The following is a 15,613-nucleotide window of genomic DNA, read 5'->3' as shown; positions in this document are numbered from 1 at the left end:
CTTTTTCTCGCCTGAGGTATTATATCTCAGGCTTTTTTGATATCTTACAAAACATCTGTCTCTTCTCTAAAACTATAATATTGGTATTTCCCTACTATGATATGATCTAAACAAATCAGCCCAATATCTTCACAAGCTCGCTTCATTTTCTCAGTAAAACGTAAATCATTTTCACTTGGCGCTGGAGAACCTGATGGGTGATTGTGAACAATGATTACTGATGTTGCCATATTCTTACAGGCATAGTACAAAATCTCGCGTGGCTCTGCTATGGAGCGTCGTACAGAACCAATGAAAATAGTTCTTTGTTCAATAATCCGATTTTGAGTGTCTAAATAAATGGCTACTAAATGTTCTTGTTTATGATCACTTAGCTCCAACATCATCTTTCTGGCTAAACGTTCGCTACTCATAATTCGTTCTTTTTGAATGTATTCAGCCTTACTAATACGCTTAGCTAGTTCAATCATAGCTTTAATTTCAATGGATTTGACATAACCAATGCCTTTAATCTTTTGCAATTCTTGTAAGGATAAATGCTGAAAATCAGCCAGTGACTCTATATGTTTTAAAATATCATTAGCAACTTCTAAAACAGGTCTTGTTTTTGTGCCTGTTCGCAATAAAATGGATAATAGTTCTTGATTACTTAACTGTTCTGCACCCAAATCTCTCAAGCGCTCGCGTGGTAACATGGCATCTGATTTCATTTCAATTGCATACATAAAAATACCTCCACTTATTTATTCGTAAGTTAGAGGTATTTTTTAATTATTCTAAACGATTTTGTTCTTGGCGCTTAGCAACATTATCTTTGATAATCTGATAAAGACTAGCAGCCAAAGGTACAGCAACTAACATTCCTAAAACTCCCCAAAGAGCGGCTCCAATAGTGATTGCCATCAGTACCCACATTCCTGGTAAACCAATTGAGCCACCAACCACGCGCGGATAGATAAGATTTCCTTCAAATTGCTGAAGAACAACCAAATAAATCACAAATAAAGCGGCTTGTGAGACAGATTGGGTCGCAATTAAAATAAAACCAATTGTCAAACCAATATATGCCCCAACAACTGGAATTAAAGCTGTGAAAGCAATCAAAATTCCAATCGTTGCTGCATAAGGAAGATGGAGCAAAGCCATTCCAAGAGCCGTTAAGCTACCAAGAATCATCGCTTCTAAAGTTTGCCCAACAAAGAAACCGTGAAAACGAGTATGTAAAATATCCAAAACATAGTGAACTGTCTTGGCGTATTTTCCAAGATAAGAATCAATTAGAAGGTTGAATTGTCTTCCCAACTGCTCTTTACTTGCCAAAACATAAATTGAAAAAATCAAACTAATAAAGACATTTAAAACAGTTGAAGCAATACCGCTAACAGATGTCAAAATATTGGTCAAGATTGATAAAACTTGATTTAAAATCTGTTTACTGTATTCTGATAAAGCAGCCGTAATATCAGATGAACTACCAAAATAAGCAAAAAGTTCTTTTACAAGCTTATTATCATTAACTTCTTTGATAAAATTGGCAACACCACTAGTATCAATTTTTAAAAGAGAGTTAATACTAGCAATCAAATCTGGCAAAACAATTGAAAACAACCAACAAATTAACAAAACAAACGTCAGATAAGCTAGAATCATTGAGACAGCTCGTTTCATCTTCAAAAGGTATTTATTTTTAATAAAACGAGTAAAAACCATCTCATAAAGGCTCATCACAATATTGACAATATAAGCAATGCCAGCACCAATCAAAAAAGGTTGACTGGCTTTAAAAACCGTCGTAACAAGTGATGCTCCTGTACTCCAATAAGTTTGAATAGCATAACATATCACAAAAGCAAGAACTATATAATAGACATGTTTTTTCTCAAATTTCATGGGAAATAAGTTCTCCTTCATTCAGTTATTCCCATTATAGCAAATTTTGTTAAAATGTCGAAAAGTCTGCTGTTTTACTGATAATCATCACTTTTGCTGACGTTCAAAAACATATTCTTGCGAACTTGGATCATAAATTGATTGAACAAGCATGTCTTCTCCGTCATCCGTAATTTTAAAAATAGCGCAATTAGCGGGACGTTTTCTAGGAATTGATGGATTTTTGGTAGCATGCAAATAAAATTGAGTAATGGCTCCTCCGTGGCTAACAAATAAAAGAGTCTCATCTTCTTTACTTTCTTCTACAATACTATGAATCGTCTGATACATGCGTTCATAAACCTGAACATTAGACTCACCCCCATAGCGAACAAAGAAATCACGATAACCAGAACCATCTTCTTTGTGAACTGGTGGATTAAGATACTCTTGATGGGCTTCATAGTCACCAAAATCCATCTCTTTGATACCTTTCAAGCGAATATAATCTGTTCGACCAGTTGCTAGCTCTGCTGTGTCACAAGCTCTTTCCTGTGTTGAAGAGTAAACACGCGTAAAATGAATCCCTTCTTGCTCAAAATACTGTCTTGCTGCCTTAGCTTGCTCGATACCAAGCTTTGTCAAAGGGGAATCACAAGCCCCTTGAATACGCCCTTGTGCATTAAATCGCGTTTGTCCATGTCTCATTACATAAAATGTTTTAACCATCTTCTCCTCCACTATCTCATTAGACCAAAGTAACTCAGCTGAAGTTTTTCAGCTGAGTTTAGACTATTAATCATTTAAAATATTAGCGCCACGCGTTGCGATTAAATCCTTGTAATAGAAGAAAGAATCTTTACGTGAACGGTTGAATGTCCCATTTCCTTGGTCGTCAGCATCGACATAAACAAATCCATAACGTTTTGACATTTCAGACGTTGATGCTGAAACAAGATCTGTACAACCCCACCAAGTATATCCCATTAAATCGACACCGTCTTCGATTGCTTCATACATTTGTTTAACGTGAGATTCAAGGTAATCAATACGATATTGGTCATGAATTGAACCATCTTCTTCTACTTTATCAAGAGCTCCTAGACCATTTTCAACGACCATAAGTGGCACTTGATAACGATCATAAAGGTTATTCAAAGTAATACGAAGACCAACAGGATCAATTTGCCAACCCCAATCTGAAGCTTCAAGATATGGATTTGGTTCACTTAGAATAAGATTTCCAGCCGTTTCTTCGCCAGATTTTTTCTTGCGTGCAATCGAACTCATATAGTATGAGAATGACATGAAGTCAACAGGATATTTTTCAAGAATTTCTAAATCTCCATCAGCAATTTCTAATTCGATATCGTTTTCCTTAAAGAAACGTTTAGCATACGATGGGTATTTCCCACGAACTTGAACGTCCGAGAAGAAAAGATTTTCATGATCTTTTTTGATTTCTTCCATCACATCATCGGGGTTACACGTTGCTGGATAAGCTTGCATACGCGCTAACATACAACCGATTTTAAAATCAGGATTAATTTCATGACCAACTTTTGTTGCCAGACTTGATGCCACAAATTGATGATGTGCCGCTTGATACATGTCTTGTAAGTTCAATTTACCATCTTCAAACAAAAGACCACCTGACAAATACCCTGTCATACCGATGATATTGATTTCATTGAAGGTCAACCAATATTTGACTTTGTCTTTATAACGGTTAAAAACTGTTTCAGCATAGCGAACAAAATAATCAATCACTTTTCGATTCTTCCAGCCGCCATATTCAGTAATTAGATGAATCGGAAATTCGTAGTGAGAAAGTGTCACTAGCGGTTCAATGCCATATTTCTTAAGTTCATCAAAAACACTATCGTAAAACGCTAAACCTGCTTCATTTGGCGTCGCATCATCACCATTTGGGAAAATTCGTGACCAAGCAATTGACATACGAAATGTTTTAAAACCCATTTCAGCATAAAGAGCGATGTCTTCTTTATAACGGTGATAGAAATCTGATCCCCAACGTTTTGGATACAAGCCTTCAGTATCACTCAAAGCTGCATCCAGTTTAGCACGAGTCATTGGTGTGTTAAACTCGCTTCCCATTGATTTTCGTTCTTCTGGTGCTACTGCACGTGACGTATCTGACGTAGCTGGTCCTCGACCATCAACATTCCATGCCCCTTCAAATTGATTGGCAGCTGTTGCACCACCCCACAAAAAGTCTTTTGGAAATTGTTTTGTCATATTTTATCACCTCATATTTTAGTTTACTCTTGTATTATATATTGAAATGTAAGTGTTTTCTATCACTATCATCTTAAAAACTAATACTATCAAATGATTACAAGATAAATATCTTATTTTACTAGAAAATGGTTTTCAGAAAAATGAAATTACCTACTGAAATAGGTTGCAAATTTAAGTCACTCTATAGAAGAAAATTTGACAAAAGCCCTTTCTCTCTATATAATTAATTAGTTGAAATTATTCTATTTTTTCTGAAAATAGAATGTATTTTTTAATAAATAGTACTTATTTAATGGCTAAAAGATAAAGAGTCTACTGATGATTTACCCTTTAACCAATGATTACAGTACTATGACTGACTTAGGAGTTTGATTATGTATAATTTTCTATCGTCTTTAGACAGTCTAGTCTGGGGACCACCTCTTCTTGTTCTGCTTGTCGGTACAGGGATTTATTTGTCTTCTCGCTTAGGATTATTGCAAGTTTTCCGCCTTCCAAAGGCTTTAAAACTTATCTTTACATCTGAAGCGAAAGGTAAAGGGGATATTTCAAGTTTTGCCGCACTAGCTACTGCCCTTGCGGCAACAGTAGGTACAGGTAACATCGTTGGTGTCGCAACAGCCATCAAGCTTGGTGGTCCAGGAGCACTTCTTTGGATGTGGATGGCAGCTTTCTTCGGAATGGCAACCAAATATGCTGAAGGTGTCTTAGCGATTAAATACCGTACAACTGATGCTAACGGAGAAATTTCCGGTGGTCCAATGCACTACATTGTCAATGGGATGGGAAAACACTGGAAACCTTTAGCAATTGCCTTCTCTATCTTTGGAGTAATGGTTGCTTTATTTGGTTCAGGTACTTTTACACAAGTCAATTCAATTACCGATTCACTTAGTAATACTATTGGTTGGTCACCAAAAATTATTAGTGTCGTCTTAGCCGTTCTTGTCAGTATCATTATTTTTGGTGGTATCCAGTCTATTTCAAAAGTTGCTGAAAAGATTGTTCCATTTATGGCGATTATTTACATTCTAGCAACTATCACAATTCTTGCATTCCATTGTGATCAAATTATCCCAAGCATCGCTTTGATTATTAAATCAGCCTTTACTGGAAAAGCTGCAACAGGTGGTTTTGCTGGTGCAACTGTGATTACAGCTATTCAAGCTGGTATTGCTCGTGGTATCTTCTCTAATGAATCAGGTCTTGGTTCTGCGCCAATTGCTGCAGCTGCTGCCCAAACTGAACAACCCGTTGAACAAGGACTGGTATCTATGACTGGTACTTTCATTGATACCATCATTATTTGTACTTTAACTGGTTTATCAATTATCGTCACAGGTGGTTGGTCAAGTAACCTTAATGGAGCAACGTTAACACAATCTGCTTTCTCTACTGTTTTTGGGAACTTTGGAGTTTACGCCTTAACATTTAGTTTAATTCTCTTTGCCTTCACAACAATTCTTGGATGGGGCTATTATGGAGAGCGTTGTTTCGAATTCCTTTTTGGAGTGAAAGCTATTCCTGTTTACCGTCTCATTTTCATTGCGATGGTTGCACTAGGTGGTTATATCAGTCTTGAAACTATTTGGGTTATCGCTGATATCGTTAACGGTTTGATGGCAATTCCTAACTTGATTGCCCTACTAGCCCTTTCACCAGTTATCATTAAAGAAACTAAACAATATTTTGATAGTCATAAATAAAAACTAGGATTTTTTCCTAGTTTTTTTGCTACTTATTAAGCTTAAAAAAAGCGTTTCTTATGCAGATTCTAATGCCACATTGGTGACTTTTAGTGATATAATAAAAGATAGCCTTAATTTAAAATATTTACTCACGTATTATAACCCCATTTGAATAAAGGAGGCATTTCTTATGTCAACACAAGAAGAAAATCTTCGCTTAGCAAAACGCGGGCCGATTGTTAGCATTATCGCCTATCTTGTTATTACTTTACTAAAGCTGATTACTGGATATGCTCTTAGTTCCTCTTCTCTTATCGCCGATGGTTTTAACAACTTATCTGATATTTTAGGAAACGTTGTGCTCCTCATCGGACTACATTTAGCCAGTAAACCAGCTGATGAAGACCACCGCTTTGGTCACTGGAAAATTGAAGACCTCTCTAGCTTGATTACCTCTCTCATCATGTTCTACATTGGTTTCCAAGTTCTCATCCAAACTATTGAAAAAATCATCTCTGGAAATCTAACACCGCTTGATCCAGAAGGTGCCGTTGTAGGTGTCATTTCAGCCGCAATCATGTATGGTGTCTATCTTCATAACAAACGCCTCTCAAAACGTGTTAAATCAAGCGCTTTGGTTGCCGCTGCAAAAGATAACCTTTCTGATGCTGTCACTTCTATTGGTACTTCTGTGGCCATTCTAGCTGCCTCATTTAACTTAGTTATCATTGATAGACTAGCAGCCATCGTAATCACTTACTTTATCTTAAAAACAGCCTACGATATCTTTATGGAAAGTGCCTTTAGCTTATCAGATGGCTTTGATGAAAAAGAACTCAAAAAATACAAAGAAGCTATTCTAAAACTTCCAAAAGTCTCAAACGTAAAATCTCAACGTGGCCGCTCATATGGTAGCAATATCTACCTTGATATCGTTGTTGAAATGAATCCAGATTTATCTGTTTACGAAAGTCACGAAGTTACCGAACAAATCGAGGAAATCCTCCAAAAACAATTCTCAGTCTACGATACTGATGTTCATGTCGAACCTGGAGCCATTCCAGAAGATGAAATTTGGGATAACGTCTACAAGAAACTCTATAAAGCAGAAAAAACAATTCTTGCTAAGATTCCCGATTATGAAGAATTAATCTCAGATAGCTTCTATCTCATAGACGTAGATGGCCAATCGTATACCAAATCCGAAATGACTGTTCGAGAAAGACACTACATGAGTAATATTGAAGAATTTAAAATGACTTCTATTAGTCAAAAAACAAAGCTTATCACTTACAAACTCGATGATAAAACTCATACTAGTATTTGGCGACGTAAGGAAAAATGGTTCCTTGTCTTCCACCAAATCACACCACAAACCGAAACTTCTCAACATTAACCTCAAAACCAGGACTTCTGTTCCTGGTTTTTTGGCGCTTAGATTTTTGTTAACTGGTTAACTATTCTATATTATAGCACTCTCAAATTGATATTCAAGAAAAAATGTTCAAAAGGTATTAAAAAAGTTCTAAGCATTTCTACTTAGAACTTTAAGACATTATTTTTTAACAGCATCAGTTGCGACATCAGTACCAAACCATTTGTTTGAAATCTCTTGGAATTTACCTTCTTGATATAGTTTTTGGAAAGCTTGGTTGATTTTCTTAACCAATGTTTTATCTGCTTTTCTAGCACCAACGGCAAAGTCTTCACCATCAAATTCACTAGAAATGATATTGTAGTTATCTAATTCACCTTCTTGTTCAAGGTAATAGTTAGCATAAACTTTATCGATCAAAAGACCATCGATACGATCATTTTTAAGGTCAATAAGCGCTTGTGTGAATGTTTCGTACTGAGTAGCATCTCCACCAGATACAATGTCCTTCAAAACTTTTGGATTAGCATTGAAGGCATCATAACCAGATGAACCAGATTGAGCTCCAAGCACTTTACCTTTCATACCAGCAAAACTTGTAATACCAGATGATTTTTTAGTTACCAATACTTGTTCATTGACCATGTAAGGATTTGTGAAGAGAACTTTGTTTGCACGTTCATCAGTGATAGAATAACCATTCCAAATCAAATCAATGGTACCATTGTTCAATTCAGTTTCTTTCATATCCCAGTTGATTGATTGCCATTTAACTTTAATACCATATTCAGCAAAAACGGCATTAGCTAAATCAATGTCAAAACCAACATTTTTTCCGTCTTCATCTTCATATCCCATTGGAACAAATGTATTATCAAAACCAATGGTAATCTTTCCATCCTTCTTGTAAGTTTCCCACTGATCCGTCTTAGCAACTTTTTTTGAAGACGATGAGCCACAAGCAGCTAAACTAAGGGTTGCAACCAGCGCTAAAGCACTTAAAAGAACTTTTTTAAATTTCATAAAAACACCTAATAAGACTTTCTGTTATTTTGGATTAATTTTTAAAATGTGATCTGAAATCGTTTCTGCAAATTGTAAATCATGGGTAACAACAATCTGAGTCATCCCAGCTTCACGGTTTTGTAAAATCAATTTTTCAACTTCTTGACGTAATTCTGGGTCAAGCGCTGACGTTGGTTCATCATAACCAATGATTTGAGGATCAATCATCATCGCACGAGCAAGGGCGACACGTTGCTTTTGCCCACCTGATAATGAGTAAGGATAAGCATCCGCATGTTCTCCCAAACCAAGACGTTTAAGAAGACCAAGCGCCTTTTCTTTTGCCGCTTCTTTTGTCATTCCCATTGTTTTAACAGGTGACAAAATCAAATTATCTAAAACAGACAAATGTGGGAACAATTGAAAGTCTTGGAAAACAAAACCAAGCAAGTTAAGTGTCTCTAAGTGATCAATCGGAACAACTTCACCATTATAGATGATTTCACCCGAATCAATTTTTTCAAGACCAGCAAGCATGCGTAGTAAAGTAGTTTTACCACCACCTGAAGGTCCTACAAGAGACAAAATTTTACCATCTTCAATTGTTAAATTAAAATGATCAAAAATTTTCTTTTGACCAAATTGTTTGGAAATATTTTTTAATTCTAACATCTGGTCACCTCTTATTTATAATAATCAAATTTTTTCTCAGTTTGTTTTGAAATCAAGGTAACAATACCAATCATAAGCAAGTAAATAGCTCCCGCCACAAACATCGGTGCAAGTGTTGCATCACGGTTAGCAGCTGTTTTACTTGCAAGCAACAAGTCACCAACACCAAGAACATAAACGAGTGAAGAATCCTTGACAAGGTTGATAATTTCATTGAAAACACTTGGCAAAACAATCTTGAAGACCTGTGGCAAAATAATATAATGAATAGTTTGCAACTGATTTAATTTCAAAACTTTTGCAGCTTCGTATTGCCCTTTAGGAATAGCAGCAATCCCACCACGGAAAATTTCAGCAAAATAAGCTGCATAATTCAAGGTAAATGCCAAAATAGCCGCAGGCATACGGTCCATAACTACTCCTACACTTGGTAAAACATAGTAGAAGAAAATAAGTTGCAATAGCAATGGTGTTCCACGCATAATCCATACATATAATGTCAACAACCATTGCAAAGGTTTAAATTTAATCTGCATCAAAAAAGCTAGGATAGCGCCAATCGGAATGGAAAGCACAATAACAATACAGAAAACTTGCAAAGTTACCGCAGCGCCATCTAACAAGCTAGGCAGAACTTGTGAAATATATGACATGTTATCTCCTAAAAAGAATTTGTTACTATTATAGTATTATATCAAATTTTCAAACAATTGGGGAGTAAAGAAGAATATTTTATCATTTGACCTTATAAAAATGAATTTAAATAACATAACTATATTTATGTAAATAATATCTTTAAATATAAAAAACGCTACGAGAAAAGCTCATAGCGTTAATGTCATTATAGTTTTTTAACAAACTCTGATTTTAATTTCATTGCACCGAAACCATCGATTTTACAATCAATGTTGTGGTCACCTTCAACAAGACGAATGTTTTTAACACGAGTTCCTTGTTTAAGATCTTTTGGTGCACCTTTTACTTTCAAGTTTTTAACGATAGTAACACTGTCACCGTCAGCAAGACGAGTTCCGTTGCTATCAAGAACAACCAAGCCATCTTCTTCTTCAACTGAATCAGCTGGGTTCCATTCATAAGCGCACTCTGGGCAAACTAACATTAATCCATCTTCGTAAACATACTCAGAGTTACATTTTGGACAATTTGGTAAAGACATCATTTCTCCTTATCAAAAATTGCTATAACTTTATGACTGTCCTAAAGTTAAAAGTTACAATATCCATTCTACCTTAGAAAGTAAGTTTTGGCAAGAGATTTATTCAACAGTAACCGATTTCGCAAGGTTACGAGGTTTATCAACATCCAAACCACGTTGAAGAGTTGCATAATAAGCAATCAATTGAGCTGGTACAACCATAGCAATTGGTGACAAGAATGGGTGTACTGTTGATACGATGATATCATCACCTTCACGGGCTTGACTTTCATCAACGATTGTAAGAACACTTGCACCACGAGCTGCAACTTCTTGGATATTACCACGAGTGTGTGAAGCAAGAACAGGATTGCTTGAGATAAGAGCAATAACTGGAACACCTTCTTCAATCAATGAAATGGTACCATGTTTCAATTCACCAGCTGCAAAACCTTCACATTGAATATATGAAATTTCTTTCAATTTCAAGCTTGCTTCCATAGCCACATAATAATCTGAACCACGACCAATGTAGAAAGCATTACGAGTTTCTTTAAGAAGTGCTTCTGCTTTTGCTGCGATAGCTTCTTTTTCAGAAAGTGTTGCTTCAATTGATTGTGCAACGATTGCTAATTCATGAACCAAATCAAATTCAGCTGCAGCTTTGTTTCCATTAGCATCACCAACTGCTTTAGCGAGGATAGCCAAAGTCGCAATTTGAGCTGTATAAGCTTTAGTTGAAGCAACCGCAATTTCTGGACCAGCATGCAAAAGCATTGTGTATGTTGCTTCACGTGATAGGGTTGATCCAGGAACGTTTGTAATTGTCAAACTTGGAATACCCATTTGGTTTGCTTTAACCAATACTTGACGGCTATCAGCAGTTTCACCAGATTGAGAAATCATCACAAAGAGTGGTTTTTTGCTCAAAAGCGGCATGTTGTAGCCCCATTCAGAAGCAATACCAAGTTCGACTGGTGTATCAGTTAATTTTTCAAGGAATGATTTTGATGCAAAACCAGCATGATAAGATGTTCCTGCAGCTAGAATGTAGATACGATCTGCTTCTTGAACAGCTTTGATGATTTCTGGATCAACAGTCACTTGATTGTTATCATCTGTGTAAGCTGTGATTAATTTACGCATTACAGTTGGTTGTTCATCAATTTCTTTCAACATGTAGTAAGGGTAAGTTCCTTTACCAATATCAGACAAATCAAGCTCAGCTGTGTAAGAATCACGTTCAATGGCATTGCCTTCATAATCCATTACTGATACAGAATCTTTTGTCAAAACAACTAATTCTTTATCATGAATTTCCATGAATTCACTTGTTTCACGAATCATAGCCATGGCATCTGAACAAACCATATTATAGCCATCACCCAAACCAATCAAAAGTGGTGATTTATTTTTAGCAACGTAAATTGTGTCTGGATCTTCAGCATCCACTAAAGCAAAAGCATATGAACCTTCAATAATATTCAATGCCTTTTTGAAAGCTTCAAGAACTGATAACCCTTGTTCAACAAATTCACCAACTAAGTGAACTGCAATTTCAGTATCAGTTTCACCTTTAAGATGATGATTTGAAAGGTATGTTTCTTTAATTTGTAAATAATTTTCAATAACACCATTGTGAACTAAGACAAAACGTCCAGTTTCAGATGTATGTGGGTGAGCATTTAATTCAGTTGGTTGACCATGTGTTGCCCAACGTGTGTGACCAATACCTGTATAACCAGCCATATCAATTCCGATTTTAGCACGTAGGTCAGCAATACGTCCGACTGATTTAATTAAACGACCTTGGTTAACGCCTTCAGTAACATAAATTCCTGCTGAATCATAACCACGGTATTCTAATTTTTCAAGACCTTGCATCAAGATATCTGTTGCGTTTTTATTTCCAACAACACCAACAATACCACACATATTTTTTTACCTTTAGTAGGGAATTCCTACTATCTCTTTCTTATTTTTTAAAATTGGTATAGTCTAATAAAGACTCTCTAAAACCTTACAGCAACAGTATATAACTTTACTTATTGCTTGTCAACAAAAACATTGGTATAATTTTAACTATACCAATTGTTGATTGGTATAAAAGCAAAAGAAAAGCAACAAAAAGCAGAGTAGTTAAACTACTCTGTTGTAATAAAACCAAATTGATTTAGCGGGAAGATTTTAAACGTCACAACACCTCGAATTTGGCTTTCTTTAATTAATCCAAAACTACGACTATCGTTTGTGTTCTGACGATCATCGTTTAAAACAAGGTAACTTCCTTTTGGAACTTTGTCATATTTACCATTAGAAACAGTATTAACAGAAAAATCAGATGTAAAAGGCTGTTGAGTATCAGAAGTTGATAAATAGTCTGATTTAATTTTACTGATGTATGGCTCTTCTTTAACTTTATTGTCAATATAAAGAATATCATCCATGACAGTCGCACTTTGAGCAGCTGTAGCAACTACACGACTAATGTAAAAAATGCCATCTTTCTTGTAAACAATAAAATCTTTGTAGCGTGGTTCTCGATTACGATTAACTACTACAACATCACCGTTGGATAGGTATGAATTAGCGGCATCTTCATGCACTCTAAACGTTGAAAATACAAAAATTCTCAACAAGAAAATCGCTAAAATAGCAATTAAGACTAAAATAATATTTCGAATAAAATCGCGCTTAACCATAATTTCTCCTATTCTTTATTCCATTATACCATGTTTCTGTACATAAAAAAAGTAACTATGTGACTTTTGACACAATGTTAAGCGAGAAATACTTGCATACTATCTAAAAATTGGTTAAAAAGATAAACAATGTCCTGTTTTTGCCCCTTTTGTGCCCCATACTACCACTTTTATATAAAAAAAGCCCTATCACACAGGCGATAAAGCTTGATATGATAGGCTTTTTTATTTTTTAATTATTTTACAGTGCGGATACGCATTGTGTTTGTACCACCTGAACCAACAGGAACACCAGCGACGATAACGATGTTATCACCTGATTGAACCAATCCAGATTCAAGAGCAGCTTTTTCAGCAACTTCAAACATGTCATCAGTTGATGCAGGTTTTTCAGTTACAACTGGAATAACACCCCAGTTAATCATAAGTGATTTTTGAGTTTTTTCGTCAAATGTTACAGCCAAGATGTCAGCATCTGGACGGTATTTAGAGATAAGACGAGCAGTGTTACCAGATTCAGTAAGAGCAACTACAAGTTTGATATCCATTGAGCTTGTTGCATCTTTAACTGCTGAAGCCACAACTTCTGTTTTAGAAGTACGAGCGAATGATGATGAATCAAGACGTCCGTATTCGTTAAGAAGAGTTTGAGCGTTTTTATCGATTGTAGCCATTGCACGAACAGCTTCAACTGGGTATTTACCATTTGCAGATTCACCAGAAAGCATTGTAGCATCTGTACCATCGATAACAGCGTTGAACACGTCAGATACTTCTGAACGAGTTGCACGTGGTTTTTCAGTCATAGATTCAAGCATGTTTGTTGCTGTGATAACTGCTTTACCAGCTGCGTTAACTTTAGTGATGATCATTTTTTGGTAAACTGGAACCATTTCAAATGGAACTTCGATACCCATGTCACCACGAGCGATCATGATACCATCAGCAGCTTCGATGATTTCGTCAATGTTTTCGATACCTTGTTGGTTTTCGATTTTAGCAAACAAACGAACGTGTCCGTTACCAGTTTCTTCACAGATAGCACGAACTTCTTGAACGTCTTTTGCAGTACGTACAAATGAGATAGCGATAAAGTTAAGACCTTGTTCAAGACCGAAACGGATATCGTCGTTATCACGTTCAGCAAGAGCTGGGAATGGGATTTTAGTGTAAGGAATGTTTACACCTTTTTGTTTAGCGATAATACCATCGTTTTCAACTTCAACAACAAATTCACGAGTTGCATCGTCTTTAGAAACAACACGAAGACCAAGTTTACCATCGTCAACAAGAACTTGTTTACCAACTTCAACATCATCGTAGATGTCAAGAGCACCGGCAACGTTCAAAGCGATAACATCGCGAGTTGATTTGATACCTTGTTTTGTAGCAACACGGATTTGTTCACCAGTTTTGTATGAATATTCTTTAGCGTCGCCTTCAAAAAGTTCAGTACGGATTTCAGGACCTTTAGTGTCAAGAAGGAAACCAACTTTTTGACCAGCAATTTCTTCTGCACGACGTACAGTAGCCATACGTTCACCTTGTTCAGCGTGGTCACCGTGTGAGAAGTTGAAACGGAAGACGTTTGCACCTTCTTTAATCAATTGAGCGATTTTTTGTGCTGATGCTTCAACATCAAGGCTTTCACCCCAATATCCATCTTCACCAAATTTTTTACCGCCACGGATTTCAACCGCAGGACCAAGTGTTGCAACGATTTTTACGCGTTTATTCATGATAATATGAAACTCCCTTTATTTTTAAGCCGAATGAACGACTATTAATAACAATAATTTTTAATCTATAAATACTATACTATTATAAATGAGCAATGTCTCGATTCAATTGAGCAAAGTCAAGACGTGCTTTGTGTGGCATGTTGACGATAATGTTACCATCTTCTGCCAATGAGAATAGAGCACCTTCTTCTTTAGTACCAAGAATTGGGCTTTCTACTAATTCTTCGTTGTGGATACCAATTGCAAGTCCACCACGACCTTGTTGAAGCAATTCAACAGCGTGAGCACCCATCCAAGAAGCAAGAACACGATCACGAGGTGATGGTGCACCACCACGAAGGATGTGACCAAGGTTAGTTGCACGAAGGTCGCTAGTGTCACCAGCTTCTTTCATCAACTCTGCAAATTTTTCAGCATGCATTACACCTTCAGCAAGAACGATAAGGTGACGTTCTTTACCTTTGTTTTCGTAACCATCTTTAACTTTTGCAACAACATCGTTGATGTCATATTCTTCTTCAGGAATAATGATTTGGTCAGCACCTGCAGCAATACCTGCCCAAAGAGCGATATCACCAGCGTTACGTCCCATTACTTCAACAACGAATGTACGTTTGTGACTGTAAGATGTATCACGGATTTTATCAAGAGCTTCCATAGCTGTGTTTACAGCTGTGTCAAACCCAAGAGTGTAATCTGTACCAGCGATATCGTTATCGATTGTACCTGGGATACCAACTGCTGGGAATCCATGTTCTGTCAAGCGCATAGCACCGTGATAAGAACCGTCACCACCGATAACAACGACACCTTCGATACCGCGTTTTTTAAGTTGTTCGATACCAGCAAGTTGTCCTTCAAGAGTTGCAAACTCAGGGTAACGAGCTGATTGAAGGAAAGTACCACCACGTGACAAAATGTTTGAAACACTTTGAGCGTCCAATGGGAAAATGTCGCCATCGACCATACCAGCATAACCGCGGTTGATTCCGAAGACTTCCATTCCTTCTTTAATTGCTTTACGAACAACTGCACGAACAGCAGCATTCATACCAGGAGCGTCGCCGCCACTAGTCAAAACAGCAATACGTTTCATTTTGCTAATACTCCTTTTATTAATCTAACGTTCTTATTATAGCACA

14 protein-coding genes are annotated in these 15,613 nt (G+C 36.5%); 2 read left to right on the top strand and 12 right to left on the bottom strand.

Annotated elements, in window-relative coordinates; genetic code table 11:
• Positions 1 to 44 precede the first annotated feature (44 nt).
• The 4 genes from radC to BLP98_RS04720 form a co-directional block, all read right to left on the bottom strand.
• Positions 45 to 725 (bottom strand): RadC family protein, encoded by a 681-nt coding sequence (radC, locus tag BLP98_RS04735; RefSeq protein ID WP_074482143.1) that lies wholly within the window; start codon positions 723 to 725, stop codon positions 45 to 47.
• 46 nt (positions 726 to 771) lie between these two features.
• The gene (locus BLP98_RS04730; protein WP_074482142.1) at positions 772 to 1,890 is read right to left on the bottom strand and encodes an AI-2E family transporter; all 1,119 of its coding nucleotides are present in this window, start codon (positions 1,888 to 1,890) and stop codon (positions 772 to 774) included.
• An 87-nt stretch (positions 1,891 to 1,977) separates the two neighbouring features.
• Complete coding sequence (locus BLP98_RS04725) at positions 1,978 to 2,598, bottom strand: histidine phosphatase family protein (RefSeq protein ID WP_074482141.1); 621 nt, start codon at positions 2,596 to 2,598, stop codon at positions 1,978 to 1,980.
• Positions 2,599 to 2,664: 66 nt separating this feature from the next.
• Positions 2,665 to 4,128: a glycoside hydrolase family 1 protein gene (locus BLP98_RS04720; RefSeq protein WP_074482140.1), complete on the bottom strand. Its 1,464-nt coding sequence runs from the start codon at positions 4,126 to 4,128 to the stop codon at positions 2,665 to 2,667.
• 377 nt (positions 4,129 to 4,505) lie between these two features.
• Here BLP98_RS04720 and BLP98_RS04715 point away from each other — a divergent pair, with 377 nt between their 5' ends.
• Positions 4,506 to 5,837: an alanine/glycine:cation symporter family protein gene (locus tag BLP98_RS04715; RefSeq protein ID WP_074482139.1), complete on the top strand. Its 1,332-nt coding sequence runs from the start codon at positions 4,506 to 4,508 to the stop codon at positions 5,835 to 5,837.
• A gap of 172 nt (positions 5,838 to 6,009) precedes the next feature.
• Positions 6,010 to 7,215 carry a cation diffusion facilitator family transporter gene (locus BLP98_RS04710; protein ID WP_074482138.1) on the top strand — a complete coding sequence of 402 codons (1,206 nt, stop codon included), beginning with the start codon at positions 6,010 to 6,012 and terminating at the stop codon, positions 7,213 to 7,215.
• 159 nt (positions 7,216 to 7,374) lie between these two features.
• Here the strand turns inward: BLP98_RS04710 and BLP98_RS04705 are convergent, their stop codons facing one another.
• From BLP98_RS04705 to pfkA, 8 genes are all read right to left on the bottom strand, one after another.
• Complete coding sequence (locus BLP98_RS04705; protein WP_074482137.1) at positions 7,375 to 8,217, bottom strand: amino acid ABC transporter substrate-binding protein; 843 nt, start codon at positions 8,215 to 8,217, stop codon at positions 7,375 to 7,377.
• Between the two features lie 24 nt (positions 8,218 to 8,241).
• Entirely contained in the window at positions 8,242 to 8,871 is a 630-nt protein-coding gene (locus BLP98_RS04700) for an amino acid ABC transporter ATP-binding protein (RefSeq protein WP_074482136.1), read from the bottom strand.
• 11 nt (positions 8,872 to 8,882) lie between these two features.
• Positions 8,883 to 9,524, bottom strand: a complete 642-nt coding sequence (locus tag BLP98_RS04695; protein WP_014334657.1) for an amino acid ABC transporter permease — start codon at positions 9,522 to 9,524, stop codon at positions 8,883 to 8,885.
• Positions 9,525 to 9,712: 188 nt separating this feature from the next.
• A complete protein-coding gene (locus BLP98_RS04690; protein ID WP_039696985.1) occupies positions 9,713 to 10,048 on the bottom strand; it encodes a zinc ribbon domain-containing protein YjdM in 336 nt (111 codons plus the stop codon).
• Positions 10,049 to 10,147: 99 nt separating this feature from the next.
• The gene (gene glmS, locus BLP98_RS04685) at positions 10,148 to 11,962 is read right to left on the bottom strand and encodes a glutamine--fructose-6-phosphate transaminase (isomerizing) (protein ID WP_074482135.1); all 1,815 of its coding nucleotides are present in this window, start codon (positions 11,960 to 11,962) and stop codon (positions 10,148 to 10,150) included.
• A gap of 209 nt (positions 11,963 to 12,171) precedes the next feature.
• On the bottom strand, positions 12,172 to 12,729 hold the full coding sequence (gene lepB, locus BLP98_RS04680; protein WP_074482134.1) for a signal peptidase I: 558 nt from the start codon (positions 12,727 to 12,729) through the stop codon (positions 12,172 to 12,174).
• Between the two features lie 236 nt (positions 12,730 to 12,965).
• The gene (gene pyk / locus BLP98_RS04675; RefSeq protein WP_074482133.1) at positions 12,966 to 14,468 is read right to left on the bottom strand and encodes a pyruvate kinase; all 1,503 of its coding nucleotides are present in this window, start codon (positions 14,466 to 14,468) and stop codon (positions 12,966 to 12,968) included.
• A gap of 82 nt (positions 14,469 to 14,550) precedes the next feature.
• Positions 14,551 to 15,567 carry a 6-phosphofructokinase gene (gene pfkA, locus BLP98_RS04670; RefSeq protein WP_074482132.1) on the bottom strand — a complete coding sequence of 339 codons (1,017 nt, stop codon included), beginning with the start codon at positions 15,565 to 15,567 and terminating at the stop codon, positions 14,551 to 14,553.
• Positions 15,568 to 15,613: the final 46 nt, after the last annotated feature.

This window comes from Streptococcus equinus (assembly GCF_900104225.1).
GTDB classification, from domain to species: domain Bacteria; phylum Bacillota; class Bacilli; order Lactobacillales; family Streptococcaceae; genus Streptococcus; species Streptococcus equinus_D.
The sequence above is the reverse complement of the archived record's forward strand: the minus strand, read 5'-3'. Positions and strand labels throughout refer to the sequence as shown.

Excerpts from the sequence above, each read along its gene's own strand:
- radC (WP_074482143.1), bottom strand. The coding sequence starts at position 725 with ATGTATGCAATTGAAATGAAATCAGATGCCATGTTACCACGCGAGCGC.
- BLP98_RS04730 (WP_074482142.1), bottom strand. The coding sequence starts at position 1,890 with ATGAAATTTGAGAAAAAACATGTCTATTATATAGTTCTTGCTTTTGTG.
- BLP98_RS04725 (WP_074482141.1), bottom strand. The coding sequence starts at position 2,598 with ATGGTTAAAACATTTTATGTAATGAGACATGGACAAACGCGATTTAAT.
- BLP98_RS04720 (WP_074482140.1), bottom strand. The coding sequence starts at position 4,128 with ATGACAAAACAATTTCCAAAAGACTTTTTGTGGGGTGGTGCAACAGCT.
- BLP98_RS04715 (WP_074482139.1), top strand. The coding sequence starts at position 4,506 with ATGTATAATTTTCTATCGTCTTTAGACAGTCTAGTCTGGGGACCACCT.
- BLP98_RS04710 (WP_074482138.1), top strand. The coding sequence starts at position 6,010 with ATGTCAACACAAGAAGAAAATCTTCGCTTAGCAAAACGCGGGCCGATT.
- BLP98_RS04705 (WP_074482137.1), bottom strand. The coding sequence starts at position 8,217 with ATGAAATTTAAAAAAGTTCTTTTAAGTGCTTTAGCGCTGGTTGCAACC.
- BLP98_RS04700 (WP_074482136.1), bottom strand. The coding sequence starts at position 8,871 with ATGTTAGAATTAAAAAATATTTCCAAACAATTTGGTCAAAAGAAAATT.
- BLP98_RS04695 (WP_014334657.1), bottom strand. The coding sequence starts at position 9,524 with ATGTCATATATTTCACAAGTTCTGCCTAGCTTGTTAGATGGCGCTGCG.
- BLP98_RS04690 (WP_039696985.1), bottom strand. The coding sequence starts at position 10,048 with ATGTCTTTACCAAATTGTCCAAAATGTAACTCTGAGTATGTTTACGAA.
- glmS (WP_074482135.1), bottom strand. The coding sequence starts at position 11,962 with ATGTGTGGTATTGTTGGTGTTGTTGGAAATAAAAACGCAACAGATATC.
- lepB (WP_074482134.1), bottom strand. The coding sequence starts at position 12,729 with ATGGTTAAGCGCGATTTTATTCGAAATATTATTTTAGTCTTAATTGCT.
- pyk (WP_074482133.1), bottom strand. The coding sequence starts at position 14,468 with ATGAATAAACGCGTAAAAATCGTTGCAACACTTGGTCCTGCGGTTGAA.
- pfkA (WP_074482132.1), bottom strand. The coding sequence starts at position 15,567 with ATGAAACGTATTGCTGTTTTGACTAGTGGCGGCGACGCTCCTGGTATG.